A 26053-nucleotide genomic window follows, 5' to 3' on the forward strand; every position below is an offset into this window, starting at 1 on the left:
GGTCAACACCCCTGTCACAAAGACTGCCTGACACTCTTCGCAGCACGCGACCCACTCGACCCACACGAGAAGAGGCGTGGATGAGCAGAGGACGAGGAGCAGGCAGACGCGGTACGGCCCTGCTGGCGGCGGGGCTGGTGAGCGCCCTGCTGCCGGCCGGGCCGGCCGTCGCGCGGGAGCGGACTTCGGCCCCGCACATCAGCGAAGGCGCCACCCCCGGCCCCACCACCGTCACCCTCGTCACCGGCGACGAGGTGACCGTCACCGACCTCGGGCAGGGCCGGAGGACGGTCACCGTGCGGCGACCTGACGGGGCCACCGGCGCCGTGCGGACACAGCAGAGCGACGGCGGCCTCACCGTCGTACCGGACGAGGCGCTGCCGTACCTGCGGGCCGGGACCCTGGACCGGCGGCTGTTCGACGTGAGCGGCCTGATCCGGCAGGGGCTCACCGACGCCGAGGCCGACGCGCTGCCCCTGATCGTGACGTACGGCAGGAACGCACGGGCCGCGACCCCGGCCGGCGCCGAGCGGACCCGCAGCCTGCCCAGCCTGCGTGGGGCGGCCCTGGCGGCGGACAAGGGGCGCACCTTCTGGCGCTCCTTCACCCGGACGGGCGGCATCGACAAGGTGTGGCTGGACGGCCGGGTGAAGGCCGACCTGGCCCAGAGCAACGCCCAGATCGGCACCCCCACGGCCTGGGACGCGGGACTCACCGGCAAGGGCGTCACGGTCGCCGTCCTCGACACCGGCGTCGACCTGGGTCACCCCGATCTGAAGGACCGGGTGAGCGAGACGAAGAGCTTCATCGAGGGGCAGGAGGTCGCCGACCGCAACGGCCACGGCACCCACGTCACCTCCACGGTCGGTGGCGGCGGAACCGCCTCCGACGGCAAGGAGAAGGGCGTGGCACCGGGCGCCACGCTCGCCGTCGGCAAGGTGCTCAGCGACCAGGGCTCGGGCAGCGAGTCGCAGATCATCGCCGGGATGGAGTGGGCGGCACGGGACGTGCGCGCCAGGATCGTCTCCATGAGCCTGGGCTCCACCGAACCCAGTGACGGCACCGACCCGATGGCCCAGGCGGTGGACACCCTCTCCCGGGAGACCGGCGCGCTCTTCGTCGTCGCCGCCGGAAACACCGGTGCCCCCTCCTCCATCGGCTCGCCCGCCGCCGCCGACTCCGCCCTCACCGTGGGCGCGGTGGACGCCGACGACCAGGCGGCCTACTTCACCAGCGCCGGCCCCCGCTACGGCGACAACGCCCTCAAGCCCGACGTGTCGGCCCCCGGCGTCGACATCCTCGCCGCCCGCTCCCAGCTCGTCTCCGGCAGCGGCTACTACACCTCCATGAGCGGTACGTCCATGGCGACCCCGCACGTCGCCGGAGTGGCGGCCCTGCTCGCCGAGGAACACCCCGACTGGACCGGCGCCCGACTGAAGGACGCGTTGCTGTCCAGCTCCCGCCAACTGGATGCCTCCGCCTACACGTCGGGCGCGGGACGGGTCAGCGTCCCGGACGCGGTGCACGCGCGGGTCACCGCCACCGGCAGCGCCGACCTCGGCTTCCACAGCTGGCCGTACGACGCGGACAAGCCCGTCACCCGGACCCTCACCTACACCAACTCCGCCGACGAGCCGGCCGAGCTGAAGCTGTCCGTGCGGGGTGCCCCGGACGGCGTCGCCGCCCTCGCCGACACCTCCCTGACGGTCCCCGCCCACGGCACCGCCACCACCACCGTCACCGGTGACGGGGCCAAGGCGCCGGTCGGCGCGACCAGCGGGCAGATCGTGGCCACCGACCCGGCCGGAGACACGGTCGCGCACACCGTGTTCGGGCTGGTCAAGGAGGAGGAGCGGTACACGCTCACCGTGCACGTCAGGGACCGCGACGGTACGCCCGCCGCAGCCGACCTCGCCGTGCAGCGGCTCGTCGCGGGCGAGGACCCCCAGCCGGCGCACGTCGGCGACTCCGGCACCCTGAAGCTGCGCCTGAAGCCCGGCACCTACGCGCTCACCTCCTTCCTCGACGTGCGCGGCAGCCACGGCGCCGACTCCCTCGGCCTCGGTTTCCTCGCCGCCCCCGAGATCACCCTCGACCGGGACCGGGACGTCACCCTGGACGGCCGGAAGCTGCGCGAGATCAGCGCGGACGTGGACCGGCGCACCGAGACCCACCAGCTCCTGATGGAGTACGACCGGAAGGCGAACGGCGCCGACCTGTTCGGCGCGGTCCAGGTGCCCCTCACCTACGACAGCGTCTTCGCCGCCCCCACCGGGCAGGTGAGCCAGGGCGACTTCGAGTACCGGACCGTGTGGCGGCTGGCCGAGCCGATGCTCGAGGTCGAGGGCATCGGCGAGGCGACCGTCCAGGCGGGCGGCACCCTGCTCGAGGGCCGCACCCGGCTGCCGCTCGTGGACGTCGGTGACGGTCCCGTCACCGGGGTGTCCGGCAAGGCGGTGCTCGCCCGTCTCGCCGACGGCGCCGACCCGGCCGCGCTCGCCCAGGCCGCCCAGGACGCGGGCGCCAGGGCGCTGTTCGTCACGGACGACCAGCCCGGCCGGCTGATGGCCTGGTGGGGCACGGACGACAACGCCGACCGGCCCCTGCAGATCGCCACGGTGAACACGGCGGACGCGGCACGCCTGCGGGCGGCCGGCCGGGTCGACATGACCGGCACCGCGAACTCGCCGTACGTGTACGACCTCTCCGAGGGCCACCGGGGAGCGATCCCCGACCGGCGCCTCACCTTCGCGCCCTCCCAGCGCGAACTGGCCGCCGTGCACGTCAAGTTCCACGCCGCCCAGCCCCTCGACGGCGGCGAGTTCCGCTACTCGATCACCGACGCCTTCCCGGTCGGCCTCGGCTTCCAGGAGCGCGTCCGACTGCCCGCCGAGCGCACCGACTACGTCTCCACCGGACCCGGCCAGCTGTGGCACGAGTCCGTCACGGCCGGCGACGGCGCGCTGGAGGAACGCAGCGGGCTGGTCCGCTACGACGGCGGCACCCGGCCGGCGCTGAACTGGTTCCGGCCGGTGTGGCACCCGTGGCTGGGCACCGGGCTCGGCTGGGGCCAGCAACGCGCCGGGAACCAGATCCAGTTGAACACCCCCGGCTGGGGCGACTCCGGGCCCGACCACACCGGCTTCGGCGACGTGTGGAGCGAGGACAGCGGCATGAGCCAGACCACCGCCGTCCACCTGGACGGCACGCTGGTCGACGAGCGGACCGGCTCCGCCGCCTACGTCTGGGACGCGCCCGCCGACGAGCACACCTACAAGGTCGTCACCGACACCGCCCTCGCTGCCGGCCGCTGGAAGGCGGCCGGCAAGGGCCACACCGAGTGGACCTTCCGCTCGGCGGCCACCCCCGAGGACCACTGGACCTACCTGCCGCTGATCAACCTCGCCTACGACGTCGACACCGACCTCACCGGCGCGGTGCGCGGCGGACGGCGGATCCCCATCGGGCTCGGCGCCGCGTACGTGGCGGACGCCACGGGGACCGGCACCCTCGGCGGCGGCAGGCTGGAGGTGTCCTACGACGACGGCGCCACCTGGCGGTCCGTCCCGCTGAAGGGCGGGAACGCCTCCTGGCGCGGCACGCTGAGCGTGCCGCGCACCGCGACCTCCGTCTCGCTGCGGGCCTCGGCCCACGACGACGAGGGAGGCTCGGTGACCCAGGAGATCATCCGGGCGGTGGCGGTGGACTGACCTGCGGCTGGGGGTGGTCCGCGGGGCCGGCGATGCCCCGGACCACTCCCAGCTCGACCAGGTCCTGCGGCCGGATCCGCAGCTGTCCTGCGGTCGCCTCCACCTCGCCCGGCGGGCGTTTGAGGATGGCCGCCGCGAGTTCCGGGGCGATCACCGAGAAGTAGCTGTCCGGCGTGACCCAGGTGTTGCCGGGCGCGGCCAGCGCCAGCGCCCCGCCGGAACCGCCCTCGCCGACGACGAGCGTGGTGACCGGGACCCGGGCGGCGGCCACCGCCTCGAACACCTCGGCGATCGCCGCCCCGGCGCCCTGCCGCTCCGCCTCCGCGTCGTTCGCGGCACCCGGGGTGTCCACCACCGTCAGCACGGGGATGCCGAGGCGGTCCGCCAGCCCGATCAGCCGGGCCGCGGTGCGGTATCCGGCCGGCCGGGTCGCCGTACCGGTCTGCGCCGCGTAGGCCACGGTACGGCCGTCCCGCTCACCGAACCCGCACAGCATGCCGTCGGGGTCGCTGCCGCCGCACCGGTCACCGCTCAGCCCGACGCGGTACGCGAAATAGGCGTCCAGACAGGCCTGGGCACGGGGCCGCTTCGGGGAGCGCGCGCGCCGCACGGCGTCCCAGCCGGTGACGGGCAGACCGGCACCACCGAGAGCGGCCGGCACGGGAGCGGGCTCGGCCGGTCCAGCCGTGCCGCGGGACAGCAGGCGGAGCCAGGTGCCCAGGAGTGTCCTCAGTTCTGCCGCGGGCACCACCGCGTCCGCCGATCCCGCCGCCAGCTGGGCCTCCGCCGTGTAGGCGGCCGGGTCGGCGTCCGGTGGCCGGACCCGGGAGCCGGCGAAACCCACCTGGGCGCCGGGCAGGGCCAGGACGACGTCCGCGCCCGCGCCGAGCGTGGCCCAGCCGCCGCCCGTCGTCGGGTCCCGCAGGACCGCGATCTGCGGCAGACCGGCCCGCCTGGTGAGCGCGGACTGCCGGGCCACGCGCTGGAGCTGGGTCAGCGCGAGCATGCCCTCCTGCATCCGGCTGCCCCCGGTCGCGATCAACGGCACGACCGGCAGCCGGTGTTCCCGGGCGTACGTGTACGCCGCCACCAGCCGGTCGCCGGTGCGCTCGCCCAGCGAGCCGCCCAGGAAGCCGAACTCGAAGGCGATCAGCACGGCCCGGCTGCCGTCGACGCTCGCGCTGCCGCAGACGACCGACTCCTCCTCGCCGGTGCGCTCGGCGGCTCGGGCGCGCGAGGCGTCGTAGCCCTGCCAGCCGAGCGGCCCGTCCGGCGCCGCACTTCTCGGGGCGCAGGGGATCTCCGTGAAGCTCCCGGGGTCCGTGAGGAGCGCCAGTATCTCCCGTGCCGAGCGTCGTTCAGGCATCGGCCAGGGCCCGCTTCATGATCTTCCCCATGTCGTTGCGGGGCAGCGCGTCCAGGTAGCGCACGACGCGCGGCCGCTTGTGCGGGGCCAGCCGCCGTGCGACATGGTCCGCCAACTCCTCGGCGGCGGGCGGCGCCTGGGTGTCCGCCGGCACGATCCAGGCCACGATCCGCTCGCCCAGGTCCTCGTCCGGCTCCCCGGTGACCGCCGCCTCGCGCACCCCCGGGTGCTCCAGCAGCGCGTTCTCGATCTCACCCGCCCCGATCTTGTATCCGCCGCTCTTGATCAGGTCGGTGGCCTTGCGCCCGACGATACGGACGTACCCGTCGGGTTCGCGCACCGCCATGTCCCCCGTGCGGAACCAGCCGTCCCCGGTGAACGCGGCGGCCGTGGCGTCGGGCCGGTTCAGGTACTCGGTGAACAGGTTCGGGCCGCGCACCTGGATCTCGCCGACGCTCTCCCCGTCGTACGCGGCGATCGCCGTGCCGTCCTCCTCCACCAGCCGCAGTTCCACGCCCGGCAGCGGCACCCCGACCGTGCCGGCCCGGGCCTCTCCGTCGGCCCGCACACTCGTGTTCATCAGCGTCTCGGTCATGCCGTAGCGCTCGATCACGCGCCGTCCGGTCGCGGCCAGGATCCGCTCGTGGTCGTGCACCGGCAGCGCGGCCGAGCCCGAGACCAGCAGCCGGGCCGAGCCGAGTGCCTTGGCCAGTTCCGGGTCGTGCGGCAGCGCCTCGGCGATGCGGTGGTACATCGTCGGCACCCCGAACAGCATGGTCGCGCCGCCGTTCAGCTCACGTGCCACCCCCTCGGGGCTGAACCGCCCCAGGTGCCGCACCGAGCCGCCGCGCCGCAGCGGGCCCAGGGTGCCCAGGACGAGCCCGTGCACATGGAACAGCGGCAGGCCGTGCACCAGTACGTCCTCGCCGGTCCACCGCCAGGCGTCGGCGAGGGCGTCCAGGGTCGTGGCGAGCGCCCGTCGCGGGAGCACCGCGCCCTTGGGCGGGCCGGTGGTGCCGGAGGTGTAGACGATCAGCGCGGGGTCCCCCTCGGCGGCCTGCTCCTCGGCGGCGGCGCCGGTGGCGCGGACGTCCACGTCCAGCCGCCGCAATCCGCCGAGCACGGGCGGGAGTTCGGCGCCGGGCGCGGCGAGGACGAGGGACGGCGCGCTGTCACCGAGGATGTGCGCCAGCTCCTTCTCGCCCGACTTGGGGTTCAGCGGCACCGCGGCCGCCCCGGCGAGCAGCGTGCCCGTCACGGCGACGGCGGTCTCCAGCTCCGCGGTCGCCCACACGGCGACCCGGCCGGCGCCCCGCAGCCGCGCGGCCAGCGCACCGGCGGCCCCGGCGAGCGCGCCGTACGTCAACGACCGTTCGCCGAACCGCAGGGCGAGCCGGTCACCCGGACCGTCCGCCAGGGCGGGGAAGAGGGAGGACACGGGGCGCACTCCTTGCTGCCGGCGCACGGCCGGCCGTCGGGGACGACAGCACCCTTCCTACACCAGGAGCCCTGTGCCGACGACCGCGCTCGGGGCCGGGGGCGGGGCGCGGGCCTTCCCGCCGGCGCACCGCGCCCCCTCGGGCCGCTTCTCAGCCCACGGACACCGGTGGGGAGGCGGGCAGGACGACGTCGGCGACGACGCAGCTCACGTTGTCGGGACCGCCCACCGCGTTCGCCGCGTCCACCAGCACCCGCACCGCACCCTCCGGGGCCGGTTCCGCGGTCAGCAACTCCCTTATCCGCTCGTCGTCCACGACCTCGGTGAGCCCGTCGGAGCACAGCAGGTACCGGTCCCCCTCCCGGGCCTCCTGCAGCCGCAGGTCCGGCACCGGGTCCATCCCGCCGGCCAGCGCCTTGAGCAGCATGAGCGACCGCATCTCCACCCGGTGGTCCCGGGTCATCCGCAGCAGCTCCCCGTCCCGCAGCAGATACGCCCGCGAGTCCCCGATGTGCACCAGGGCCAGCCGCGCCCCCGTCCACAGCAGCGCCGTCAGCGTGGTGCCGACCTTCTGGTCACCGCCCGAGAGATCCTGTACGGCCGCGCCCGCGGAGCGCACGGCGTCCTCCAGCGCGTGCAGCACGCCGTCCCCGGCGATGTCCTCGCTCTCGTCCAGGTACCTCAGGGCCTCCACCGCGGCGCTGCTCGCGGGCGCGCCCGCCGGGCCGAACCCGTCGGCCACGGCGAGCAGCCGGCGGCCCGCGTACACGGTGTCCTGGTTGGCCGGGCGGACCTGCCCCCGGTCGGAGCGGGCGCAATGGCGCAGTTCCAGCATGATGGTGTGGTCCCTTCTCGACTCGACGGTCAGCTGGTCGACGAGGAACGCGGCCAGGTCCCGCCGTACGGCGGTCTCCGCCTCGACGCGCGCCCAGTACGCCCGGATCGCCCGCGCGGCGTCCGCCGCGTCCAGGGCGCTCACCGCACGGATCTGCGCGAGCGGCATGTCCAGCCGGCGCAGCCAGGCCACGAGCCGGGCCTGCCGCAGCTGCGTGCGCGTGTAGTACCGGTAGCCGGTGCCGGGGTCGACCCGGGCGGGCCGCAGCAGCTCCAGCTCGTCGTACAGCCGCAGCGCCTTCGGGGACAGCCGGCTGGCCTTGGCGAACGCCCCGATCGTCAGGAACTCGATGTCCATCCCGCGCTCCTCCTCGTCCGCCACCGATGCTGGGGCCTCCCCGAAGGGGAAGGTCAAATGCCCTGTCCCGGTTCCGGTGCCGGTTGTTAGCCTCACCGGTGATCGAACCGTCGTACGACAGGGAGGCAGCCGTGCCCCGCATCGCCCTCGCGACCTACGACCCCGGGGCCGCGCCCAGCCACGACCGCGACCTGCCGGTGCTGGTGCGGGCGCTCACGGACGCGGGCGCCGAGGCGGAGTCCCGGCACTGGGACGACCCGGAGGCGGACTGGGGCGGCTACGACCTCGTCGTCATCCGTTCCACCTGGGACTACAGCTGGCGGGCCGGGGAGTTCACGGCCTGGGTGGAGCGGGTCGGTGCGCTGACCCGGCTCGCCAATCCGGCCCCGGTGGTGCGCTGGAACACCGACAAGCGGTACCTGGGCGAACTGGCGGCGGCCGGCGTGCCCACCGTCCCCACGCGGTATCTGCCCCCGGGTGAGCCGGCCGACCTGCCCGCCGACCACGAGTACGTCGTCAAGCCGACCTCGGGCGCGGGCGCCCGGTTCGCCGCCCGCTACACGCCCGCCGAGCACGACACGGCACTGCGGCAGCTCGCGCGGATGCACGCGGAGGGCTTCACCGCGATGGTGCAGCCGTATGTGCGGGGCATCGACGTCAGCGGGGAGCGGGCGCTGCAGTTCTTCGGCGGCCGGCTGCTGCACGCCAGCCGCAAGGGCGCCGTCCTCGCGCCCGGCACTCCCTACGACGCCGACAAGGTGGCCCACCCCGACCTGACGCCCTGGCGGCCCACGGACGCGGAACTCGCCGTGGCCGAGAAGGCGTTGGCGGCGGTGCCCGGCGGGTCCGGGCTGCTGTACGCGCGCGTGGACCTCGTCGACGGTGAGGACGGCGAACCCCGCCTGATGGAGCTGGAGCTGGTCGAGCCGAACCTGTTCCTGTGGCTCCACCCGGACTCCCTGCCCCGCGTGACGGAGGCGATCCTGGCGGCGGCCGGAGGCGACTAGCGGGGTCCGGGTGCCGGTGCGGCCGGCACCCGGACCGGAGGGCGGGTCGGACGAGGGCGGGTCAGACGAGGGCGGGGTAGTCGGTGTAGCCGCGGTGGTCGCCGCCGAAGAAGCCTGCGCGGTCAGGGGCGTTGAAGGGGGCGCCGGCGGCGAGGCGGGCGGGCAGGTCGGGGTTGGCGAGGAAGAGAGCGCCGTAGGCGATCAGGTCGGCGGTGCCGTCCTCGAGGAGCGTCAGCGCGTCGGGGCCGGTGGGCTCCGTGCCGGTGAAGGGGTTGAGGACGAAGGCGCTCGGCCATGCCTTGCGCAGCCGGACGGTCAGGTCGCGGATCCCGGGGGCCTCCATCTGGTGCAGATAGGCCAGGCCGAGCGGGGCGAGCGCGTCCACGAGGGCGGTGTAGGTGGCCTCCGCGTCCGCCCGGTCGCTCTCGTCGATGTCGTTGTAGGGGTTGCCGGGCGAGATCCGGAAGCCGACCCTGTCCCCGCCGATGGCGGCGGCGACGGCCCGCGCGGTCTCGACGGCGAAGCGGATCCGCCGCTCGGGGCTGCCGCCCCAGGCGTCGGTGCGCCGGTTGGAGTTCGGCGCGAGGAACTGGTGGATCAGGTAGCCGTTGGCGCCGTGCAGCTCCACCCCGTCGAAGCCCGCCTCGACGGCGTTGCGCGCCGCCGCGGCGAAGTCGGCGACGGTCTGCGCGATCTCCGCCTCGGTCAGCTCGTGCGGCGTGACGAAGTCCTGCGGCCCCTCGGACGTGTAGACCTGGCCCGCGGCCGTGACCGGGGAGGGGCCGACCGGAGTGAGGCCCATCAGGCTCGGGTGACCGACCCGGCCGGTGTGCATCAGCTGCAGGAAGATCGTGCCGCCCTCGGCGTGCACGGCATCGGTGACCCTGCGCCAGGCGGCGATCTGCTCGGCGGAGTGGATGCCGGGGGTGTCGGGGTAGCCCTGGCCGATCGCCGACGGCTGGGTGCCCTCGGTGACGATGAGCCCGGCGCCGGCCCGCTGGGCGTAGTAGGTGGCCATCAGGTCGGTGGGGCTCTGGCCGGGGCCGTAGGCGCGGCTGCGGGTCATGGGCGCCATCACGATGCGGTTGGCGAGGCGGATGCCGCCGAGGTCGTAGGGGGCGAAGGCGGTGGTCATGATCGGGTTCCTGTTCGGTTCAGCTGTGTGACGCCGGCCGACGCCATTGCCTGTCCGAACAAGTAAATCCCATGACCGATTCCCCGGCATGGGTGACGTGCGTCACTCACGCCCGCAGTCATGCCGCTGTCTGCTTCTGCGGAGTGCGGTACGGGGGAGGGCGGTAGGGTGTCCCTGTCCGGGCAGTGAACAGTGCGAGGAGAGTGGGACGTGTCGAAGGAATCCGGTGCCGCACCGCCCGTGGGCCCCGCTGCGGACACGGCCCGGCCCCCGATGCCGCCCTCCGTCCAGGCGGGGGCCATGAACCACGCGATCTTCCGCGTGGCCCGGCTGCACCGGATGCTCGCCGGCCAGCTCCTGCGCCGCGTGGGACTGCACCCCGGGCAGGAACTCGTCATGATGCAGCTGTGGGATCTCGGCCCGCAGCGCCAGACCGACCTCGTGCGCCTGCTCGGCTCGGACGCGGCCACCATGACCCGCACGGTCAAGCGGCTCGAGCACGCGGGATTCGTCCGCCGGCGGCCGAGTGACACCGACCGGCGCGCCACCATCATCGAACCCACGGCTGCCAGCCACGCCCTGCGTAAGGAGGTCGAGCAGATCTGGGCGGAACTCGAGGACAGCGCCGCCGCCGGCCTGGATGAGGAGGAGCAGCAGACCGTGATCCGCCTCCTGACCCGCATCGAGGACAGCCTCGGCCGGGCCGCCGAACGCCAGGCGCCCCTCGCGTAGGTCAGGCTCTAGCGCACCCCGACCGTGGCCCGGCACGCCTCGGCGTACGCCCGGACCAGCGGGCGCTCCCCGTCCTCGCGGCGCCAGGCCAGCACGTACCGGCTGGGTCCGATGCCCCGCACCGGGCGGGTGGTGACACCGCCCAGGCTGATCAGCGGGGCGTTGCCCACGGCGACCAGGCAGACCCCGAGGCCCGCGACCAGCGCCTCGTACGTCTCCTCCGCGCCCGCGATCTCCGCGCCGATCCGGGGCGGCCGGCCGCCCCGGGCGTCCACGGCCAGCCAGTGGCCGCGCAGCACGCCCGCGCTCTCCGGCAGGGCCAGGAACGGCTCGTCCAGCAGGTCCGCGAAGTCGATCTCGGGGCGGGCGGCGAGCGGATGCGTCTCGGGCAGGGCGAGCAGACGCGGTTCCTCGGCGACCACCGTCCAGGCGTAGCGCTCCTCGTCGGGCAGCGGCAGCCAGACGAAGGCGATGTCCGTGTCGCCGTCCGCCAGGCCCGCGGTCGGGTCGTCCCAGCTCAGCTGGCGCAGCCGGACGGTGACCTCCGGATGCGCGGCGGTGAAGCGGGAGCGGATGGCGGGCAGCAGGCCACCCCGGCCCGGACTGGTGCTCATGCCGACCACGAGCGTGCTGCGCTGTGCCGCCTTGGCCGCCTCCACCGCCGCCGCGCCCGCCTCCCACGCGGCCAGCACCTTCCGGGCGTGCGGCAGCAGCGCCTCACCGGCCGCCGTCACCGCCACCCCGTGCTGATCCCGCCGGAACAGCTCCGTCCCCAGCTGCCGCTCCAGCGCCCGGATCTGCTTGCTGAGCGCGGGCTGGGAGACGTACAGCCGCTCGGCGGCCCGGGTGAAGTGCAGTTCCTCGGCGACCGCGACGAAGTACCGCAGATCCCGTGCATGGACGTCACTCGTCATATCCGTTGGTTATCACCGCGGATCTTGGACGGGCAACGGGACCCGGCGGCAGGATAGGTCGTGTCAGGAAGTCCTGGTGAGCACAAACACCTATGGAATACGGGGAGTTGCCATGAACAAGGTATGGCTGGTGACCGGTGCGAGCAGCGGCTTCGGGCGGGCGATCACCGAGGCGGCCGTGGCCGCCGGCGACGTGGTGATCGGCGCGGCCCGGCGCCCCGAGGCCCTGGACGACCTGGTGGCGGCCCACCCCGACCAGGTGGAGGGGCTGCGCCTGGACGTGACCGACACGGGCGCGATCGACGCGGCCGTACGGGATGTGCTGGCCCGGCACGGGCGGATCGACGTGCTGGTCAACAACGCGGGCCGCACGCACGTGGGCGCGGTCGAGGAGACCACGGAGCAGGAGCTGAGGGACCTGTTCGACCTGCACGTCTTCGGGCCGACGGCGCTCGTGCGGGCGGTGCTGCCGCACATGCGGGAGCGGCGCTCGGGTGCGATCGTCCAGCTGAGCAGCATGGGCGGGCAGATGTCCTTCGCGGGCTTCGGGGCGTACAGCGGGACCAAGTTCGCGCTGGAAGGCATCTCCGAGGCGCTCGCGGACGAGGTGGCCGAGTTCGGGATCAAGGTGCTGATCGTGGAGCCGGGCGGGTTCCGGACCTCGCTGATGGAGGCCGGCCGGGCCGGCGTCAGCACGGACAGCGAGGTGTACGCCAAGGTGAGCGCCACCCGCGGACTCGTCGCCGGCGGCGACGGCACCCAGCCCGGTGACCCGGCCAAGGCGGCGGCCCTGATCCTGGCCGCGCTGGAGGCGGAGCGCACCCCGCTGCGGCTGCCGCTCGGCGACGACGGGGTGAGCGCCGTGCTGGCCCACCTCGACCAGGTCCGCGACGACGTCACCGCGTGGGAGAAGCGGACCAGGGCCACGGGCTTCGACGACTGAGCGGGCTCAGCCGCGGACCTCCGTCCGCTGCAGCAGCCCCCAGGTGAACTCGGCGACCACCCCGTGCCGTTCGCCGTCCCGGTCCGGCGCGCCGAAGGCGAGCCCCCACCTGGTGGGGGCCGTGCCCTCCAGCGGGCGGGCCGGGGCGAAGGCGCGGGCGACCTCGTCCACCGTGCAGCACCACGGGGTGAGGTCCTCCAGGGTGCGCAGGGCCGGAGCCGGGGCGCCCGGCGCACGCACCAGCCACTCGTTCCAGACCGCGCCGTCGGGGGAGACCAGCACCTCGAAGCGCAGGTCGGGCCAGAGCGGCAGGGCCCACCGCCGGGCCTCGCACTCGACGTCGCCCAGGCGGCGCCGGACGACGGACTCCGGTTCGCCGAGGACCGAGCGGTACCGGGCGGCGGCGGACCGGGACCTCGGCGAACGCACCATCGCCTGCCAGCGCTTGTTGGCCTCCCGCATGGCCGCGGCCGACGCGCCGAGCCGTCGCCGGGCGTCCTCGGCCAGGTCGGGAGTGAGGTCGGCGAGCCGGCGCAGCAGCACCAGCTGGAAGTCGAGATCCATGGCCCCCATGGTGCCCGGCTCGTTCCCGGCCATTGCCCGCGCAACCCTCCATGACTAGCCTGTGTTCGTCATGCCGATCGCCTGTTGAAATCTCGAACACAGGCGCTTAGACCCAAGGGAGGGGGCCGGACGTGGGACGCCTCGTGCCTGCCGTGACCCGGGCTCTCGACATTCTTGAGCTGTTCCTCGACGGGGACGGGACGCTCTCCGCCCCCGACATCGTGCGCAGGCTGCAGCTGCCGCGCACCACCGTGCACGAGCTGGTCACCACGCTCGCCGCACGGTCGTACATCGTGCAGGTGCCCGGACAGCCCGGACGCTACCGGCTCGGCGTACGCCCGTACCAGCTCGGCAGCCGCTACGCCGAGCAGCTCGACCTCGCGGCCGAGGGCCAGCAGGTCGCCCGCTCGGTCGCCGAGACGTGTGACGAGACGGTGCACGTGGCCATCCTCGAGGGCACCGACGTCATCTACATCGCCAAGGTCGACTCCACGCACGCCGTGCGCATGGTCTCGGCGGCCGGCCGCCGGCTCCCCGCCCACTGCACCTCCGTCGGCAAGATGCTGCTGGCCTCGCTGCCCGAGCAGGAGCTGGGCGCGCGCATCCCGGACGGCGCCGGGCTGTCCGGGATGACCCCGAACAGCATCACCGATCCGGCCGTGCTGCGCGAGGCCCTTGCGGAGATCCGGCAGCGGGGCATCGCGGTGGAGAACCGCGAGTCCAACCCGGACGTCTCCTGCGTGGCCGCGCCGGTCCGCGACCGCACCGGCCAGGTCGTCGCCGCGCTGTCCATCTCCGTGCCCATGATCCGCTGGAGCGACGAGCGCCGGGCCGAGCTGGAGCAGCTCGCCGCGAAGGGCGCCGCCGAGCTGTCGGAGCGGCTGGGCCACCGGAGCGCGGTGTGACGGCGTACGAGGTCGCGGTACGGGCCGAGGCGACGCTGGGCGAGGGCCCGACCTGGGACCCGGCGTCCGGCCGGCTGATCTGGCTCGACATCCTGGGCATGCGCGTCCACACCTACGACCCCGCGACGGGCCGGCGAACGGTGCGCACGACCGAGCAGCACGTCGGCGCGGTCAAGCCGCGCGCGGGCGGCGGCCTGGTCCTCAACCTCCGGGACGGGGTCGGCCTGCTGGACCCCGACGACACCTTCCGCTGGCTGCACCACGAGCCGGTCGCGGGCCGCCGCGCGAACGACGCCGCGGTGGCCCCGGACGGCTCGCTGTGGGCGGGCACGATGCGGTACGACGAGGCGACGGGCGGCGGCACGCTGTCCCGGCTGACCGGCGACGGCGCCGTGCGGACGGTCCTGCCCGACGTCACGGTCAGCAACGGCACCGGCTGGAGTCCGGACGGCCGCCTGATGTACTACGTCGACACCCCGACGCGCCGCGTGGACGTCTTCGACCACGACGCCGAGGGCGTGCGCAACCGCCGTCCGCTGACGGAGATCGAGGAGGGTGCGGGCTTCCCGGACGGGCTCACGGTCGACGCGGACGGGTGCGTGTGGGTGGCGCTGTGGGACGGGGGAGCGGTGCGCCGCTACACGCCCGACGGCGAGCTGGACCGGGTGATCGCCTTGCCGGCGCCGCGTACGACGGCCTGCGCGTTCGGCGGCGCCGGTCTGACCGACCTGTACGTGACGACGGCCCGCGTGGGACTGCCGGCGCCGCATCCCCTGTCCGGGTCGCTGCTGGTGATCCCCGACGTGGGGAAGGGCCTGCCCCAGCCGGCGTTCACGGGCTGAGCGGAGTAAGGGGAGTAAGGGGAGTAAGGGGTTGCGACCGCGCTCGCGGGGCTGCCGCCTTCCTACACCACCCCCGCGGCCCTGCCCTCCCCCAGCGCCGCCCGGGTCCGCACCTCGGCGATGTCCGCACGGCTGCGCAGGGCGCGGGAGATCGCGGCGATCTCCCCGAGGAGGTCCGTGAAGTCGGGGTCGGCCGCCGGCCCCGGGGCGGCCCCGTTCCCGGCGCTCTCGACCGCGTCCAGGATGCCCACCGCCGCGGCCAGCGCCCGAGCCCGCTCCGGTGGATGGCCGAGGGCGAGCGCGGCGTCGTACGAGCGTGTGCCGAGGCCCGCGTCGATGTGCCGGGCCAGCGTCAGCAGCACGTCCCGGATGAATGTCTCACGCCGGGTCAGCCGCAGCTCCGCCGTGGCCCGCAGCGCGAACGGCACTCCCTCCCCGCTCGCGTGCTGCATCAGCCGGTACAGCGGCCCCAGTTCGCGGCGGGCCAGCCGGATCCGCCGCCGGTCGTGCAGATACTGGCCGGCGTGCGGCAGGATGAAGCCGGCCGCGACCAGGATCGCGGACAGCGAGGCGACCGGCGGAGCCAGGTTCGTGCTCAGCCAGTCCAGGTCCCGCCCGCACCAGCGCGCGAAGACGGCGGCCAGCTTGGCCCCGTCGTAGACCAGGTTCAGCGCGTACCCCCCGCCCAGCAGCCTCAGCCCCCAGCGCAGCCAGGCGTCCAGGACCTCGGTGCGGGCCCAGTTCCGGATGAGCCGGAAGGTGTACAGGCAGGCCACGCCGTGTGCGCCGAGGTAGAGCAGGATCTCCTCGCGCATGAAGGGCGTGTTCGCGTAGTACGTGTCCAGGTCCCGGACGCGCTCCACGGGCGCGTCGGCGAGCAGGAAGAGCACCCACAGCGCGACGATCACCCCGCAGTACACCGCGACCACCCGCCGCGGCGCGTGCCGGGTGGTCACCGAGCGGTCGGACAGGCCGTTGCGCCAGGTGATGATCAGCAGCAGGCAGGCGGCGGACATCGCGGTGATGAGCGAATAGCACCAGGGCGCCGCGAAGTTGGGCACGCCGGTCAGCCGGTTCATCCGGACGATCGTGGACGGCGTACAGAACACGAACACCGCGCAGGCGAGCAGCAGCAGTCCGCCGACGGCGCGCAGCAGCGGGTCCCGCCACAGCCGGATGATCGTGGGCAGCTTGATCATCAGAGCGGCGGTGAGCACCGCGGTGGGGACCCAGAAGGAGATGTAGAACTCGGCTAAGAGCGCGGAGGGGTCGAGGGCCAGTCGGGTCACCGCGCGGCTCCTCCCCGCCCGCGGTAGCCGAGGGTGCGCTGTACGGGGCCCGGCGGGGCGTCGCCCGATCCGGTCACATGGGAACGGAACAGGGTGGCCAGGCGGTGCCCGAAGTCGTCGGCCTCGGCCTCGTCGGCCTCCCGGGAGCCGTTGCGGGCGGCCACCGTGAGCGCCATGTCCCGCCAGCCGGGCCGCTCGGCGAACGCGCGGGCCGCCGCGGCCCCGGCCAGGTGCTGATGCCGGTGCCCGGAGTGCAGATGCCACAACTCATGGCCGAGGATGACCAACTGCTGCAGGGCCTCGGCCCGTTCCTCCACGATGACCAGATCGAAGTCGGCGAACTCCATCCAGAGTCCGGTGACCTCGATCTCGTCCGGGAACCGTTCGAAGCGCAGCTCCACCGGCCGCCCGCCGCGCAGTGCGCTCATCTCCTCGCAGAGCGCCCGGCTCAACTCGCGTACCCCCTCGGGCGTTGCGGGCCGGGCGTGGACGGCGGCGGCGAGGTCGCCGGCCAGGGAGCGCATCGCCGGGCCCGGACGGGAGCGCCGCAGTCGTGCGGCCAGGCGTGCTGTCCGTTCTCGCGCGCCCCCGAAGCTCATCGGTCTCCCTTCCCGCCGCCGGTGTGCGGCCGGTCCGAGCGTACGCGCTGGCCGTGTCCGCGTCATGCGATCCGATGACCGTAGTTGCATGGAAAACCATCTGTGGGCTGTGTGCGACCCATTGACGCGGAAGCGCTTCGAATCTACGGTCCCGTTCGAAGGTGCGGGCGTCATTCGATATTCCGAACGTATGGCACGGCTCATCTCGAACGGTGGGGGCAAGGTATGGGACACCCTGGCCTGAATCGCAGGCAACTTCTCGACGCGGCGGCCTGATCGCGGGCCTGCCGCTGATCATCGTCTTCGTCTTCTTCCAGAGCCAGATCGTGCGGGGCACGGCCCACACGGGCCTGGCCGGCCGGTAGACGACGGAGCGTCTTCACCCGTCACCTCTCCCGAAAGGCGCCCATGCACCCCGCCCGCTTCACCCTGGACCCCGCCTTCACCGTCGGCGAGGTCAGCCCCCGCCTCTTCGGCTCCTTCGTGGAACACCTCGGCCGCTGCGTCTACACCGGCATCCACGAACCGGACCACCCCACGGCGGACGCCGAAGGCCTGCGCACCGACGTCCTGGACCTCGTCAGGGAACTCGGCGTCACCGTCATCCGCTACCCGGGCGGCAACTTCGTCTCGGGATACAGATGGGAGGACTCCGTCGGCCCCGCCGAGGACCGCCCCCGCCGCCTGGACCCCGCCTGGCACTCCACCGAGACGAACCGCTTCGGCCTCTCCGAGTACATCGCCTTCCTGAAGAAGGTCGGCCCCCAGGCCGAGCCCATGATGGCCGTCAACCTCGGCACACGAGGCGTCGCCGAGGCGCTCGAACTCCAGGAGTACGCCAACCACCCCTCCGGCACCGCCCTGTCCGACCTGCGCGCGGCCCACGGTGACAAGGAGCCCTTCGGCATCAGGCTCTGGTGCCTGGGCAACGAGATGGACGGCCCCTGGCAGACCGGCCACAAGACCGCACGGGAGTACGGCCGGGTCGCCGCCGAGACCGCCCGGGCCATGCGCCAGATCGACCCCGCCGTCGAACTGGTCGCCTGCGGCTCCTCCAGCCAGGCCATGCCCACCTTCGCCGAATGGGAGGCGACCGTCCTGCAAGAGGCGTACGACCTGGTCGACCACATCTCCCTGCACGCCTACTACGAGCCCACCGACGGCGACGTGGACTCCTTCCTCGCCTCGGCCCTCGACATGGAGTCCTTCATCGAGAACGTGGTAGCGACGGCCGACCACGTCGGCGCGAAGCTGAAGTCGAAGAAGAGGATCAACCTCTCCTTCGACGAGTGGAACGTCTGGTACCTCTCCAGGTGGGAGGAGTACGCGAAGACCATCGACCCGTCCGACTGGCCGGAGGCACCCCGCCTGCTGGAGGACAGCTACAGCGTCACGGACGCCGTCGTCCTCGGCTCGCTCCTCATCGCGCTGCTGCGGCACGCCGACCGGGTCACGGTCGCCTGTCTCGCCCAGCTGGTCAACGTGATCGCGCCGATCATGACCGAGCCGGGCGGCCCGGCCTGGCGGCAGACGACCTTCTTCCCGTTCGCCCAGGCCTCCCGGTACGGCCGGGGCCAGGTCCTCGACGTCCGGGTGGACTCGCCGACGTACGAGACGAGGAAGTACGGCCGGACGGACCTGCTGCACGCCACCGCCGTCCGCGCGGCCGACGGCACGGTCACCGTGTTCGCGGTCAACCGCGACCGCGGCGGACCGCTGCCGCTCGAAGTCACCCTGAACGGCCTCGGCCTGACGACCGTCACCGAACACAGCGCCCTCGCGGACGCCGACCCCGACGCCCGCAACACCCTCGACGACCCCGAGCGGGTCACCCCGCACACCGTCGAGGGCACCGCCCTGACGGACGGCACCCTCACCGCCGTACTGGAGCCGCTGTCCTGGAACGTGATCCGGCTCGCCTAGCGGGGCTCAGTGGCCGGGGGAGGGGACCGGGGTCACCGGTACCCCTCCGGCCGCCGTGCCCAGCAGCGTCAGGCTCACCCGGCCGGGCCCGGACAGCGTGGTGAACTCCGAGAGGACCGCCAGCGCGAGGGTGTTGGTGCCCCGGGTGCGCAGGATGCCGTTCGGCAGCACGAAGGTGTGCTGGGGGCCGACGTTGTTGATGTACTGGCCCATGTTCCAGCCGTTGAGGAAGATCTGCGCCCGGTAGGCCCGGTAGGGATCGTCCTCCAGGGTCAGGCCCACCGAGGCGTCGACGTCGCCCGGCACCGACAGCCGGAACGTGGTCCGGTACCAGGTGACGCCCTGGTACCGCGCGGCCCGCGGGAAGGTCACCGCCTCCCAGCCCCGGTCCGGGAAGCCGGGCAGATGCCAGCCCGCCCGCTCCCCGTACAGACCGCCGTTGTTCATGGGCCCGCGCACCGGATCCGCGGCCGCCTCGCCCTGGATGCGCCACGTGATGTCCGGGGACGCCCCCTTGAAGGAGGCGGCGGTCAGTCCGCGGGCCACCTTGTGGGTGTCGAGCGCCTTGCCGTCCTGGTCGTGCTGCATACGCCGGACGAGCACCGACAGCACGTGCCGGCCGGGGGAGCGCAGCTGCTCGCGGACCGGGAGGACGGCCGTGTCCGCCCAGCTGCCCTTGCGGATGGTGGTGGTCTTGTCCGGCACCGGCATCCGGTGCGTGCCCAGCGGTTCGCCGTCCAGCCACGCCATCAGCAGGCCCTGGGTGCCGGTGCTGTAGGCGAGCGAGATCTCCTCCAGCCCCCTGGAGTCGGTGAAGGAGCCCCGGTACCAGACGTCCCCGTAGTGGAAGCCGTAGTCGTCGGCGAACAGCACCGGCCCGCCGTCCGGCACCGGCGTCGTGCTGTACGACGACGTGGCGTCGGCGAGCTTCCACGACGAGTCGTCGAAGCTCGGGCTCACCTCCGGGTTCTCCCTGCGCATCCGCCAGCCGCCCAGCCCGGGCAGCCGCACCTCGGGGACCGCGGGCAGCGGGCCGGTGGCCGTCAGGCTGCCGGAGGGGGTGACACGGGTGGGCAGGGTGCGCCCGTTCCACACCAGGGTGTCGATCCCGCGCGGGCCCCACACCTCCAGGTCCGTCGCCTCGGTGACGTCACCGCTCAAGTGGACCTGCGCATCGCGCAGTTCGGCATGGCGCAGCAGCTTCGGGCCGTACACCAGCAGGGTCCCGGACGGGGTGTCGTACGGGAACAGGCGGACGGCGGTGGCGTCGTCGGCGAAGAGCAGCAGCAGCGGGGTCTCGCTCTCGCCCTTCTGCACCAGTACCCGTGTCAGCCCGCCCTCGCCGAGCGGCGTGTTCACATGCAGTTCGTTCCGGTCGTACACCCAGGCGGCCTCCTGGCTCAGCCGCTGGACGCTCGGCTCGGCCGGGCACTTCAGTACCAGGTCCGCCATCTCGCCGTGCCGGCCCGAGAACAGGGCGATGTCGCGCCGGCCCGTCGTCAGGCGCAGCACGGGCTCGGCGGTGGAGTACTTCAGTGTCCGGCTGCCCAGCGAGAGCCCGGTGGTCAGCAGCCTGGCATCCTTGCCGGGCACGGTGATCCGCAGGTCGCCGGCGTCGGTGGGCAGGTCGGTGGTGACGGGCTGCGTGCCGTCGTTGCGGGCGATGTACACCTGGGCGCCGGTGTCCGGGTTGGCCAGGTGGTACACCTTCAGGCCCTCGGCCCGCACCTCCGCCGCCCGGTCCAGCCTGGCGAAGTCCGGTACCCGTTGCAGCAGATGGCCGAGCTGGTGCATCGGCGCGATCTTGTCCGTGACGTTCCGGCCCTCGTCGATCGCGGCGCCGTAGTCGTACGACGTGTAGACGACCGGCGCGGGCAGCCAGCCCCACGAGGTCCCGCCGAAAGTCATGTACACGTTGTGCAGGGTGAGCCCGTTGGCGAGGTTGGTCAGGTAGAAGCGGCGCTCGTAGGCCGCGTCCCGGGTGCGTCGTGACTCGGCGTATCCCTTGCCGTCGAACCAGGCCCCGCCCCAGGGGTCGAACCAGCCGCCTCCGAACTCGGGCACGAAGCCGGGCGTGTTCGGCGAGGCGGTGGCACCGCCCTTGAGCCCGCCCGGCCCGTAGTGACCCCAGTCCGGCGGCGTCTGGGCGGGCGACGGATACCCGTCGAACCCGTACAGCCAGCCGCCCTTCTCCCCGCCCGTGTCGAACGAGCCGGGGATCCAGTGGCCGTTGCGCCCCTTGTCGTTGTGGAACAGAGGGACGTCGATGCCGTCCGCCCGCACCTTCCGGTACAGGTGGGACATGTAGTTTCGGCCGGTGTCCTCGGTGACGTGGGAGTCGTACTCGTTCTCGATCTGGTAGAGCAGGACCGTGCCGGTGCCCCGGGTGAAGAGGTGCCCCCGCGCGATCCGGTTGACCTGCGACAGCCACTCGTCCACCGAGGACAGGTAGGCCGGGTCGTCGGTGCGCGCCGTGCCCTTCGCCGCCGTCAGCCAGCCCGGGAAGCCACCGCCGTCGACCTCCGCGTTGATGTAGGGACCGGGCCGCAGGATGACGTACAGCCCCGTCTCGGCGGCCGTGCGCAGGAAGAGGTCGAGGTCCCGGACGCCCGTGAAGTCGTACCGGCCCGGGGCGGGGGAGTGGTAGTTCCACGCCACGTAGATGCTGACGGTGTTGTAGCCGTGGGCCCGCATCTTCTGCAGCACGTCCCGCCACAGGGAGGGGCTCGGCAGCCGGAAGGGGTGCAGCTCGCCGGACCACACGACCAGGCGTCTGCCGTCGACGAGCAGGGAGTACCGGTCGTACCCGATGGTGTGCCGCCGGCCGTCGGCGCTCGGCGGGGCGGGTGCGGGACCGGTCGGCACACTGCGTGCCGCGTACGCCGAGGGCGCGCCGGGGCCGCCACTGCCGCCCAGGGCGAGCCCGAGCGCACTCGAGCCGGCCAGGGCACTGAAGGTACGTCTGCTGAGCGCCAAGGTGGATCCTCCCGGGCGATCTTACGGGGCGCGGGTCCGGTCATTCTCCACGGAGGTACGCCCCACAATGGACACATGAGGATCTCGGCACGGGCGGATTACGCGGTACGGGCGGTTCTGGAGCTGGCCGTACGGCAGGGTGACGGCCCGGTGAAGGCGGAGGAGGTCGCCGCCGTTCAGGACATCCCCCACAAGTTCCTGGAAGGGATCCTGGGCGACCTCCGCCGTGCGGGGATCGTCGACAGCCGGCGTGGCGGGGGCGGCGGCTACCGGCTGGCCCGGGACGCGGCGGCGATCACGGTCGCGGACGTGATCCGCGCGGTCGACGGCCCCATCGTCTCCGTACGCGGTGAACGCCCGACCGGCCTCGCCTACACCGGCACCGCCCGGCCCCTGCTGCCCCTGTGGATCGCCCTGCGCGCCAATGTGCGCCGGATCCTGGAGGGCGTCACCCTCGCCGACCTCGCGGCGGACGCGCTGCCCGAGCCGGTCCGGGCGCTGGCGTCGGAACCGGCGGCCTGGGAGAACCCCTAGCGTCTGCGGCCGGTGCGGCGGCACTTACCTGTCAGGTCATCGACCCCGGCCCGGGCCCGCGGCAGGATCGTGGACATCACAAGCCGACCGCGGCAGGAAGGATGCCATGACCGCCTACGCGATAGCCCATTTGCAGGAAGCCGCCCCGCACCCGGAGATCGCCGAGTACATGGCGCGCATCACCGCGACCTTCGAGCCGTACGGCGGCCGGTTCCTCGTGCACGGCGCCGCGCACGAGGTGAAGGAGGGCACCTGGCCCGGACACGTCGTGGTGATCGGCTTCCCGTCGATCGACCGGGCACGGGCTTGGTGGGACTCGGACGCGTACCAGGAGATCGCACCGCTGCGCGCGCGTCACATCGACGGCGACATCGTCCTGGTGCCCGGTGTCGCCGAGGGCTACGACCCGACCGCCACCGCGACGGCGATGCTGGAGGCGCTTCGCGGCGACCGGGCGGTGCCGGGGGACGGGGAGTGAAAACCCCGAAGTGAATGGCCGAAGTTCACTCTCCCCGGCCCGGGCGGGGCTCCCTACGCTACCCACGCCTCCCTTCCTCCTTCACAGATAGCGCACAGTTTCTTCAAAAGTGAACGGGTGGACCGGAGGCGCACCCCCCACTCGACAACAGGGAGAAACCATGGCTGGTGGGCTCCTCCTGAGCGGCGCCGTCGCCGCTCTTCTCACCACCGCGCTACCCGCTCAGTCCTCGTCGCCCGTGTTCGACGACCCGCCCCCGGACAAGATCGTCATCGATGTGGCGACGGTGAACGGCTCGGGCTGTCCCGCGGGTACGGCCGCCGTGGCCGTGTCCCCGGACAACACGGCCTTCACCGTGACGTACAGCGCCTACCTGGCCCAGGCCGGCGGCAACTCCGACCCCACGGCCTTCCGCAAGAACTGCCAGCTCAATCTGGTGGTCCACGTACCGCAGGGCTTCACCTACGCGGTCGCCAGCGCGGACTACCGGGGCTTCCTCTCGCTCCAGCCCGGCGCGTCCGCCACGCAGAAGGCCTCGTACTACTTCCAGGGCTCGTCGAACACCGTGCCCAGAAGTCACCCCTTCAGCGGCGCCTACAACGACGACTGGCAGGCCACCGACAGCACGGACTGGGCGCAGCTGGTCTGGGCGCCCTGCGGGGTCCTGCGCAACTTCAACATCAACACCGAACTGAGGGTGAACGCCGGGACGTCGGCCCCGGGCAAGGTCAGCTTCATGACGATGGACTCGACGGACGGGGACATCAGCACGGTGTACCACCTGGCATGGAAGGAGTGCCCGCGGACCTAGCACCGCGTTCCGGCGGCGCTGCCGCAGGCGGGCGGCCCACGCGCTGTGGGCCGCCCGCCTCTTCGCGGTCGGGTCGGTCGTCGACGCCCAGGGTGAGGGTGCCGGTGTAGCCGGACGCGGGGGAGCCGCCCAGGGCGGTGAGGGTGAGGAGACCCGAACCGGCGCCTCCGCCGTCGTAGACGGAGTCCTGGGAGAGGGTGGTGCGGGTGACCTTGTTCGTGGAGTACGGGGAGAGCCTGCCCACCGCCGCCGTGACGGTCTCGCCGAAGAAGAGCTGACCGGTGTGGAGGGTGGAGCCGCCGGTGAAGGAGCCGTCCGGGGTCAGGGTGACGTCCGTGTGGACCTTCACGTGGAGGTGCACGCAGCGGCCCCGGTACCAGCCCGGGTAGACGGTCGTGATGCCGGCGGTCCCGCGGGAGTCGGTGAGGACGCCGCCGCGCAGGAAGGTGCCGTCGTGCGGCTCGCTGTGGCCGTTGTTGCCGACGTAGCCGGAGTACTCACCGAGCGCGTCGGCGTGCCATATCTCCACCAGAGCGTTGCTCAGGGGTGCGCAGGCCGAGTCCACGACGGTCAGGGCGAGCTTGAGGGGGATGCCTGCCTTGCCTTCGGTGACGTCGGAGCGGACGAGCGCTCCGTCGAGGTAGTAGGGGCCCTCGGTCATCTCCTTCGTGAGGGTGCAGACGGCCGCCGCGGCGGCGGACGTGCGCGGGGCCGCCGGCGCCTGTGGCGCGGTCGCGGCTCCCACGGCCAGCGCCGCGGCCGTGGTGCCGGTGGCGATCAGTAGGGTACGGCGCCCGATCGAGCGGGCATCTGAGGTTTCTGTCATGAGCACGGCACCGTAGGGGCGGTTCCTGTCGGCAGCCTGTCAGTCCGGCAAAGTGACGGTGCGTCAAGGCGCGGTTGAGACAGCGGAGCCGGTGTGTGCAGCGCGTCCGCGTATCCCGCCCACGGGGCCCCGCTAGCCCGCCTGTCCCATTCCCGCCGCGTTGGGCCAGCTCTGCGCGTTGGGCCAGCCCGTTGCCGGGGCCGGGGTCAGGCCCGTGGCGGGGGGCAGGCCCGTGGCGGGCGCCGGAGCCGTCATGCCGCGTACCTGCGCCGCGGTGAGGCCACCGCGGGCCGGGACGCCGGGCGGGGTGGGCGCGACGGCGGCCGCGGGAGCCGGCACCGGTGCGGGGAGGGGAGCGGGCGCCGGCTGCTGAGGTACCGGCTGTGGTGCGGGTGCCGGTGCCATCGGCTGCTGGGCGGGCACCGGAGCCTGCATCGGTACCTGCATCGCTGCCGGCATCGGGGCGGGCATCGGGGCCGGTGCCGGCACGGGGGCCGGCTGGGCTGCCGCCGGCATCGGCATCCCGGCGCCGGGATGCACGGCGGCGGGGAGCGGCATGCCGGTGCCGGCGGCCGGGGCGGGAGCGGCAGCGGCGGTGGCCTGTGCGGCAAGCCCCTGCATACCGGACCCGTTGGTCTCGCTCATCAGCCGGTCCACGGCCGCCGTACCCGAGCTGTAGCTGGTCCCGGTGCCCAGCTCGGGTACGGCGGCTCCCCTCCTGGTCCCGTAGAGCACCTGTTCCAGGCCGGACACCAGGCGACGCACGTCGACCTGGGGGCGCACCACGAGTCTCAGGAAGCGACTGGAGGAACCGATCTTGTTGCCGCACTCGCGCACCAGGATGCGGTGCTCGGTGAGCATCCGGTCCCGGACCACCGTGCCCTCGGCACCGACGGGGAGGCGGATGAAGAGGAAGTTGCCCTGGGAGGGGTAGACCGTGAGCCCGGGCAGCGCGGAGAGGTGGCTGGCCATCTCCAGCCGGTCACGGCGGACCTGCTGCAGGCTCTGCGCGTACTCGGCACCGTGCTCCTTCAGCATGAACACCACGTGCTCGGCGAAGGAGTTGAGGTTCCACTTGGGCAGCATGGCGCGGACCTTGCCCGCCAGCGCCGGGTTGGCGACCAGGTAGCCGAAGCGTATGCCGTGCAGCCCGAAGTTCTTGCCGAGGCTGCGGAGCACGATCACGTTGGGACGGAGCATGGCCTCCTGGACGACGCTCGGTTCGGCCTCCGCGTCGGCGAACTCCAGGAAGGACTCGTCCACGATCACCAGGTCGAGGTCGGCCATGGCGTCCATGAACTGCACCACCGACTGCTTGCGCAGGTAGCCGCCGTCGGGGTTGTTGGGGTTGCAGATCACCGCGACCCGCGTGCCCCGGGCCCGGATGAACTCGGCGTACTGGGCCAGGTCCAGGGCGAAGCCGTTCGCCTCCTGGAGCGGGAACATGTCGACCCGCTTGCCCGTCTCCATCGGCTGGTCGGTCCAGCGGCCGAAGGTGGGGACGGGGACGGCGAGGGACTCGCGGACCAGCAGGTGGTCGATCCAGGTGATCAGTTCGGTGGAGCCGTTGCCCATCGCCACGCACTGCGGCGGCAGTTGCAGCAGGCCGCACAGCTCCGCCGTGATGGTGTCGGCGCTGCTGGGGTAGTACGTGACGATCTCGCGCAACCGGACCGCCATCTCCTCGAACATGGCCGGAGTGGGGAAGTAGGGGTTGCACGGGATGCAGAAGTCCACCGGGCCGGTCCCGTCGCCGCCCTCCCGCGTCAGCGCCGCCATCGAAGGGCTGTGCGCGGCGGTGCCGCGGAACAACGAGGTGACGTTGCCGGCCAAGGGAACCTCCGTTCAGGGTGGCCCGTGCGGGGGAGC

21 protein-coding genes and 1 pseudogene are annotated in these 26053 nt (G+C 73.1%); 11 read left to right on the top strand and 11 right to left on the bottom strand.

Translation table 11 applies throughout. The features are described 5' to 3' along the window. The first annotated feature begins 80 nt into the window (after positions 1 to 80). Positions 81 to 3710, top strand: a complete 3630-nt coding sequence (locus ACZ5CW_RS18265; RefSeq protein ID WP_468602399.1) for a S8 family serine peptidase — start codon at positions 81 to 83, stop codon at positions 3708 to 3710. On the opposite strand, the gene ACZ5CW_RS18270 is transcribed toward ACZ5CW_RS18265, so the two are convergent. The 3 genes from ACZ5CW_RS18270 to ACZ5CW_RS18280 all read right to left on the bottom strand — a co-directional run bounded on the left by ACZ5CW_RS18270 (position 3685) and on the right by ACZ5CW_RS18280 (position 7700). Next, complete coding sequence (locus ACZ5CW_RS18270; protein WP_468602401.1) at positions 3685 to 5076, bottom strand: carboxyl transferase domain-containing protein; 1392 nt, start codon at positions 5074 to 5076, stop codon at positions 3685 to 3687. The genes ACZ5CW_RS18265 and ACZ5CW_RS18270 overlap by 26 nt on opposite strands. Continuing rightward, entirely contained in the window at positions 5069 to 6514 is a 1446-nt protein-coding gene (locus ACZ5CW_RS18275) for an acyl-CoA synthetase (protein WP_468602403.1), read from the bottom strand. The genes ACZ5CW_RS18270 and ACZ5CW_RS18275 overlap by 8 nt, the downstream gene beginning before the upstream one ends. A gap of 151 nt (positions 6515 to 6665) precedes the next feature. Then, positions 6666 to 7700 carry a MerR family transcriptional regulator gene (locus ACZ5CW_RS18280; RefSeq protein ID WP_468602573.1) on the bottom strand — a complete coding sequence of 345 codons (1035 nt, stop codon included), beginning with the start codon at positions 7698 to 7700 and terminating at the stop codon, positions 6666 to 6668. Between the two features lie 137 nt (positions 7701 to 7837). Here ACZ5CW_RS18280 and ACZ5CW_RS18285 point away from each other — a divergent pair, with 137 nt between their 5' ends. Beyond that, positions 7838 to 8713 (top strand): ATP-grasp domain-containing protein, encoded by an 876-nt coding sequence (locus ACZ5CW_RS18285; RefSeq protein WP_468602405.1) that lies wholly within the window; start codon positions 7838 to 7840, stop codon positions 8711 to 8713. Positions 8714 to 8774: 61 nt separating this feature from the next. Here ACZ5CW_RS18285 and ACZ5CW_RS18290 read toward each other — a convergent pair whose 3' ends face one another. After that, entirely contained in the window at positions 8775 to 9848 is a 1074-nt protein-coding gene (locus ACZ5CW_RS18290; RefSeq protein WP_468602407.1) for an alkene reductase, read from the bottom strand. 273 nt (positions 9849 to 10121) lie between these two features. On the opposite strand from ACZ5CW_RS18290, the gene ACZ5CW_RS18295 reads away from it, so the two are divergent. Continuing rightward, the gene (locus tag ACZ5CW_RS18295; RefSeq protein WP_468602575.1) at positions 10122 to 10580 is read left to right on the top strand and encodes a MarR family winged helix-turn-helix transcriptional regulator; all 459 of its coding nucleotides are present in this window, start codon (positions 10122 to 10124) and stop codon (positions 10578 to 10580) included. Between the two features lie 8 nt (positions 10581 to 10588). Here ACZ5CW_RS18295 and ACZ5CW_RS18300 read toward each other — a convergent pair whose 3' ends face one another. Beyond that, positions 10589 to 11494, bottom strand: coding sequence for a LysR family transcriptional regulator (locus ACZ5CW_RS18300; RefSeq protein WP_468602410.1), 906 nt, complete (start codon positions 11492 to 11494; stop codon positions 10589 to 10591). 112 nt (positions 11495 to 11606) lie between these two features. On the opposite strand from ACZ5CW_RS18300, the gene ACZ5CW_RS18305 reads away from it, so the two are divergent. Continuing rightward, a complete protein-coding gene (locus tag ACZ5CW_RS18305) occupies positions 11607 to 12437 on the top strand; it encodes an oxidoreductase (protein WP_468602412.1) in 831 nt (276 codons plus the stop codon). A gap of 6 nt (positions 12438 to 12443) precedes the next feature. Here ACZ5CW_RS18305 and ACZ5CW_RS18310 read toward each other — a convergent pair whose 3' ends face one another. After that, positions 12444 to 13034: a hypothetical protein gene (locus ACZ5CW_RS18310; RefSeq protein WP_468602414.1), complete on the bottom strand. Its 591-nt coding sequence runs from the start codon at positions 13032 to 13034 to the stop codon at positions 12444 to 12446. A 98-nt stretch (positions 13035 to 13132) separates the two neighbouring features. Here ACZ5CW_RS18310 and ACZ5CW_RS18315 point away from each other — a divergent pair, with 98 nt between their 5' ends. Both ACZ5CW_RS18315 and ACZ5CW_RS18320 read left to right on the top strand, forming a co-directional pair. After that, positions 13133 to 13906 carry an IclR family transcriptional regulator gene (locus ACZ5CW_RS18315; RefSeq protein ID WP_468602416.1) on the top strand — a complete coding sequence of 258 codons (774 nt, stop codon included), beginning with the start codon at positions 13133 to 13135 and terminating at the stop codon, positions 13904 to 13906. Then, positions 13903 to 14748 (top strand): SMP-30/gluconolactonase/LRE family protein, encoded by an 846-nt coding sequence (locus tag ACZ5CW_RS18320; protein ID WP_468602418.1) that lies wholly within the window; start codon positions 13903 to 13905, stop codon positions 14746 to 14748. Before ACZ5CW_RS18315 ends, ACZ5CW_RS18320 begins: the two co-directional genes overlap by 4 nt. Positions 14749 to 14810: 62 nt before the next feature. Here the strand turns inward: ACZ5CW_RS18320 and ACZ5CW_RS18325 are convergent, their stop codons facing one another. Both ACZ5CW_RS18325 and ACZ5CW_RS18330 read right to left on the bottom strand, forming a co-directional pair. Beyond that, positions 14811 to 16037: an MAB_1171c family putative transporter gene (locus ACZ5CW_RS18325; RefSeq protein ID WP_468602420.1), complete on the bottom strand. Its 1227-nt coding sequence runs from the start codon at positions 16035 to 16037 to the stop codon at positions 14811 to 14813. Next, positions 16034 to 16636: a toxin-antitoxin system, toxin component family protein gene (locus tag ACZ5CW_RS18330; RefSeq protein ID WP_468602422.1), complete on the bottom strand. Its 603-nt coding sequence runs from the start codon at positions 16634 to 16636 to the stop codon at positions 16034 to 16036. The genes ACZ5CW_RS18325 and ACZ5CW_RS18330 overlap by 4 nt, the downstream gene beginning before the upstream one ends. A gap of 266 nt (positions 16637 to 16902) precedes the next feature. Here ACZ5CW_RS18330 and ACZ5CW_RS18335 point away from each other — a divergent pair. Beyond that, positions 16903 to 17001 (top strand): annotated as a pseudogene (locus tag ACZ5CW_RS18335) (carbohydrate ABC transporter permease); the annotation flags it as partial. A 43-nt stretch (positions 17002 to 17044) separates the two neighbouring features. Next, positions 17045 to 18559, top strand: coding sequence for an arabinosylfuranosidase ArfA (gene arfA / locus ACZ5CW_RS18340; protein ID WP_468602424.1), 1515 nt, complete (start codon positions 17045 to 17047; stop codon positions 18557 to 18559). A 6-nt stretch (positions 18560 to 18565) separates the two neighbouring features. On the opposite strand, the gene ACZ5CW_RS18345 is transcribed toward arfA, so the two are convergent. After that, entirely contained in the window at positions 18566 to 21535 is a 2970-nt protein-coding gene (locus ACZ5CW_RS18345; protein WP_468602426.1) for a glycoside hydrolase family 35 protein, read from the bottom strand. Between the two features lie 75 nt (positions 21536 to 21610). Here ACZ5CW_RS18345 and ACZ5CW_RS18350 point away from each other — a divergent pair, with 75 nt between their 5' ends. The 3 genes from ACZ5CW_RS18350 (at position 21611) to ACZ5CW_RS18360 (ending at position 23358) form a co-directional block, all read left to right on the top strand. Then, entirely contained in the window at positions 21611 to 22069 is a 459-nt protein-coding gene (locus tag ACZ5CW_RS18350; RefSeq protein WP_468602428.1) for an RrF2 family transcriptional regulator, read from the top strand. Between the two features lie 106 nt (positions 22070 to 22175). Beyond that, entirely contained in the window at positions 22176 to 22547 is a 372-nt protein-coding gene (locus ACZ5CW_RS18355; protein ID WP_468602430.1) for a DUF1330 domain-containing protein, read from the top strand. A gap of 160 nt (positions 22548 to 22707) precedes the next feature. Beyond that, positions 22708 to 23358: a DUF4360 domain-containing protein gene (locus ACZ5CW_RS18360; RefSeq protein ID WP_468602432.1), complete on the top strand. Its 651-nt coding sequence runs from the start codon at positions 22708 to 22710 to the stop codon at positions 23356 to 23358. Here the strand turns inward: ACZ5CW_RS18360 and ACZ5CW_RS18365 are convergent. Both ACZ5CW_RS18365 and ACZ5CW_RS18370 read right to left on the bottom strand, forming a co-directional pair. Then, positions 23312 to 24184 (bottom strand): intradiol ring-cleavage dioxygenase, encoded by an 873-nt coding sequence (locus ACZ5CW_RS18365; protein WP_468602434.1) that lies wholly within the window; start codon positions 24182 to 24184, stop codon positions 23312 to 23314. The two genes, ACZ5CW_RS18360 and ACZ5CW_RS18365, sit on opposite strands and share 47 nt — an antisense overlap. 132 nt (positions 24185 to 24316) lie before the next feature. Continuing rightward, positions 24317 to 26017 (bottom strand): pyridoxal phosphate-dependent aminotransferase, encoded by a 1701-nt coding sequence (locus tag ACZ5CW_RS18370; protein WP_468602436.1) that lies wholly within the window; start codon positions 26015 to 26017, stop codon positions 24317 to 24319. Positions 26018 to 26053 lie beyond the last annotated feature (36 nt).

The organism is Streptomyces sp. NPDC031379 (assembly GCF_055569615.1).

Excerpts from the sequence above, each read along its gene's own strand:
- ACZ5CW_RS18265 (WP_468602399.1), top strand. The coding sequence starts at position 81 with ATGAGCAGAGGACGAGGAGCAGGCAGACGCGGTACGGCCCTGCTGGCG.
- ACZ5CW_RS18365 (WP_468602434.1), bottom strand. The coding sequence starts at position 24,184 with ATGACAGAAACCTCAGATGCCCGCTCGATCGGGCGCCGTACCCTACTG.
- ACZ5CW_RS18295 (WP_468602575.1), top strand. The coding sequence starts at position 10,122 with ATGCCGCCCTCCGTCCAGGCGGGGGCCATGAACCACGCGATCTTCCGC.
- ACZ5CW_RS18360 (WP_468602432.1), top strand. The coding sequence starts at position 22,708 with ATGGCTGGTGGGCTCCTCCTGAGCGGCGCCGTCGCCGCTCTTCTCACC.
- ACZ5CW_RS18300 (WP_468602410.1), bottom strand. The coding sequence starts at position 11,494 with ATGACGAGTGACGTCCATGCACGGGATCTGCGGTACTTCGTCGCGGTC.
- ACZ5CW_RS18270 (WP_468602401.1), bottom strand. The coding sequence starts at position 5,076 with ATGCCTGAACGACGCTCGGCACGGGAGATACTGGCGCTCCTCACGGAC.
- ACZ5CW_RS18350 (WP_468602428.1), top strand. The coding sequence starts at position 21,611 with ATGAGGATCTCGGCACGGGCGGATTACGCGGTACGGGCGGTTCTGGAG.
- ACZ5CW_RS18330 (WP_468602422.1), bottom strand. The coding sequence starts at position 16,636 with ATGAGCTTCGGGGGCGCGCGAGAACGGACAGCACGCCTGGCCGCACGA.
- ACZ5CW_RS18305 (WP_468602412.1), top strand. The coding sequence starts at position 11,607 with ATGAACAAGGTATGGCTGGTGACCGGTGCGAGCAGCGGCTTCGGGCGG.
- ACZ5CW_RS18290 (WP_468602407.1), bottom strand. The coding sequence starts at position 9,848 with ATGACCACCGCCTTCGCCCCCTACGACCTCGGCGGCATCCGCCTCGCC.
- ACZ5CW_RS18355 (WP_468602430.1), top strand. The coding sequence starts at position 22,176 with ATGACCGCCTACGCGATAGCCCATTTGCAGGAAGCCGCCCCGCACCCG.
- arfA (WP_468602424.1), top strand. The coding sequence starts at position 17,045 with ATGCACCCCGCCCGCTTCACCCTGGACCCCGCCTTCACCGTCGGCGAG.
- ACZ5CW_RS18310 (WP_468602414.1), bottom strand. The coding sequence starts at position 13,034 with ATGGCCGGGAACGAGCCGGGCACCATGGGGGCCATGGATCTCGACTTC.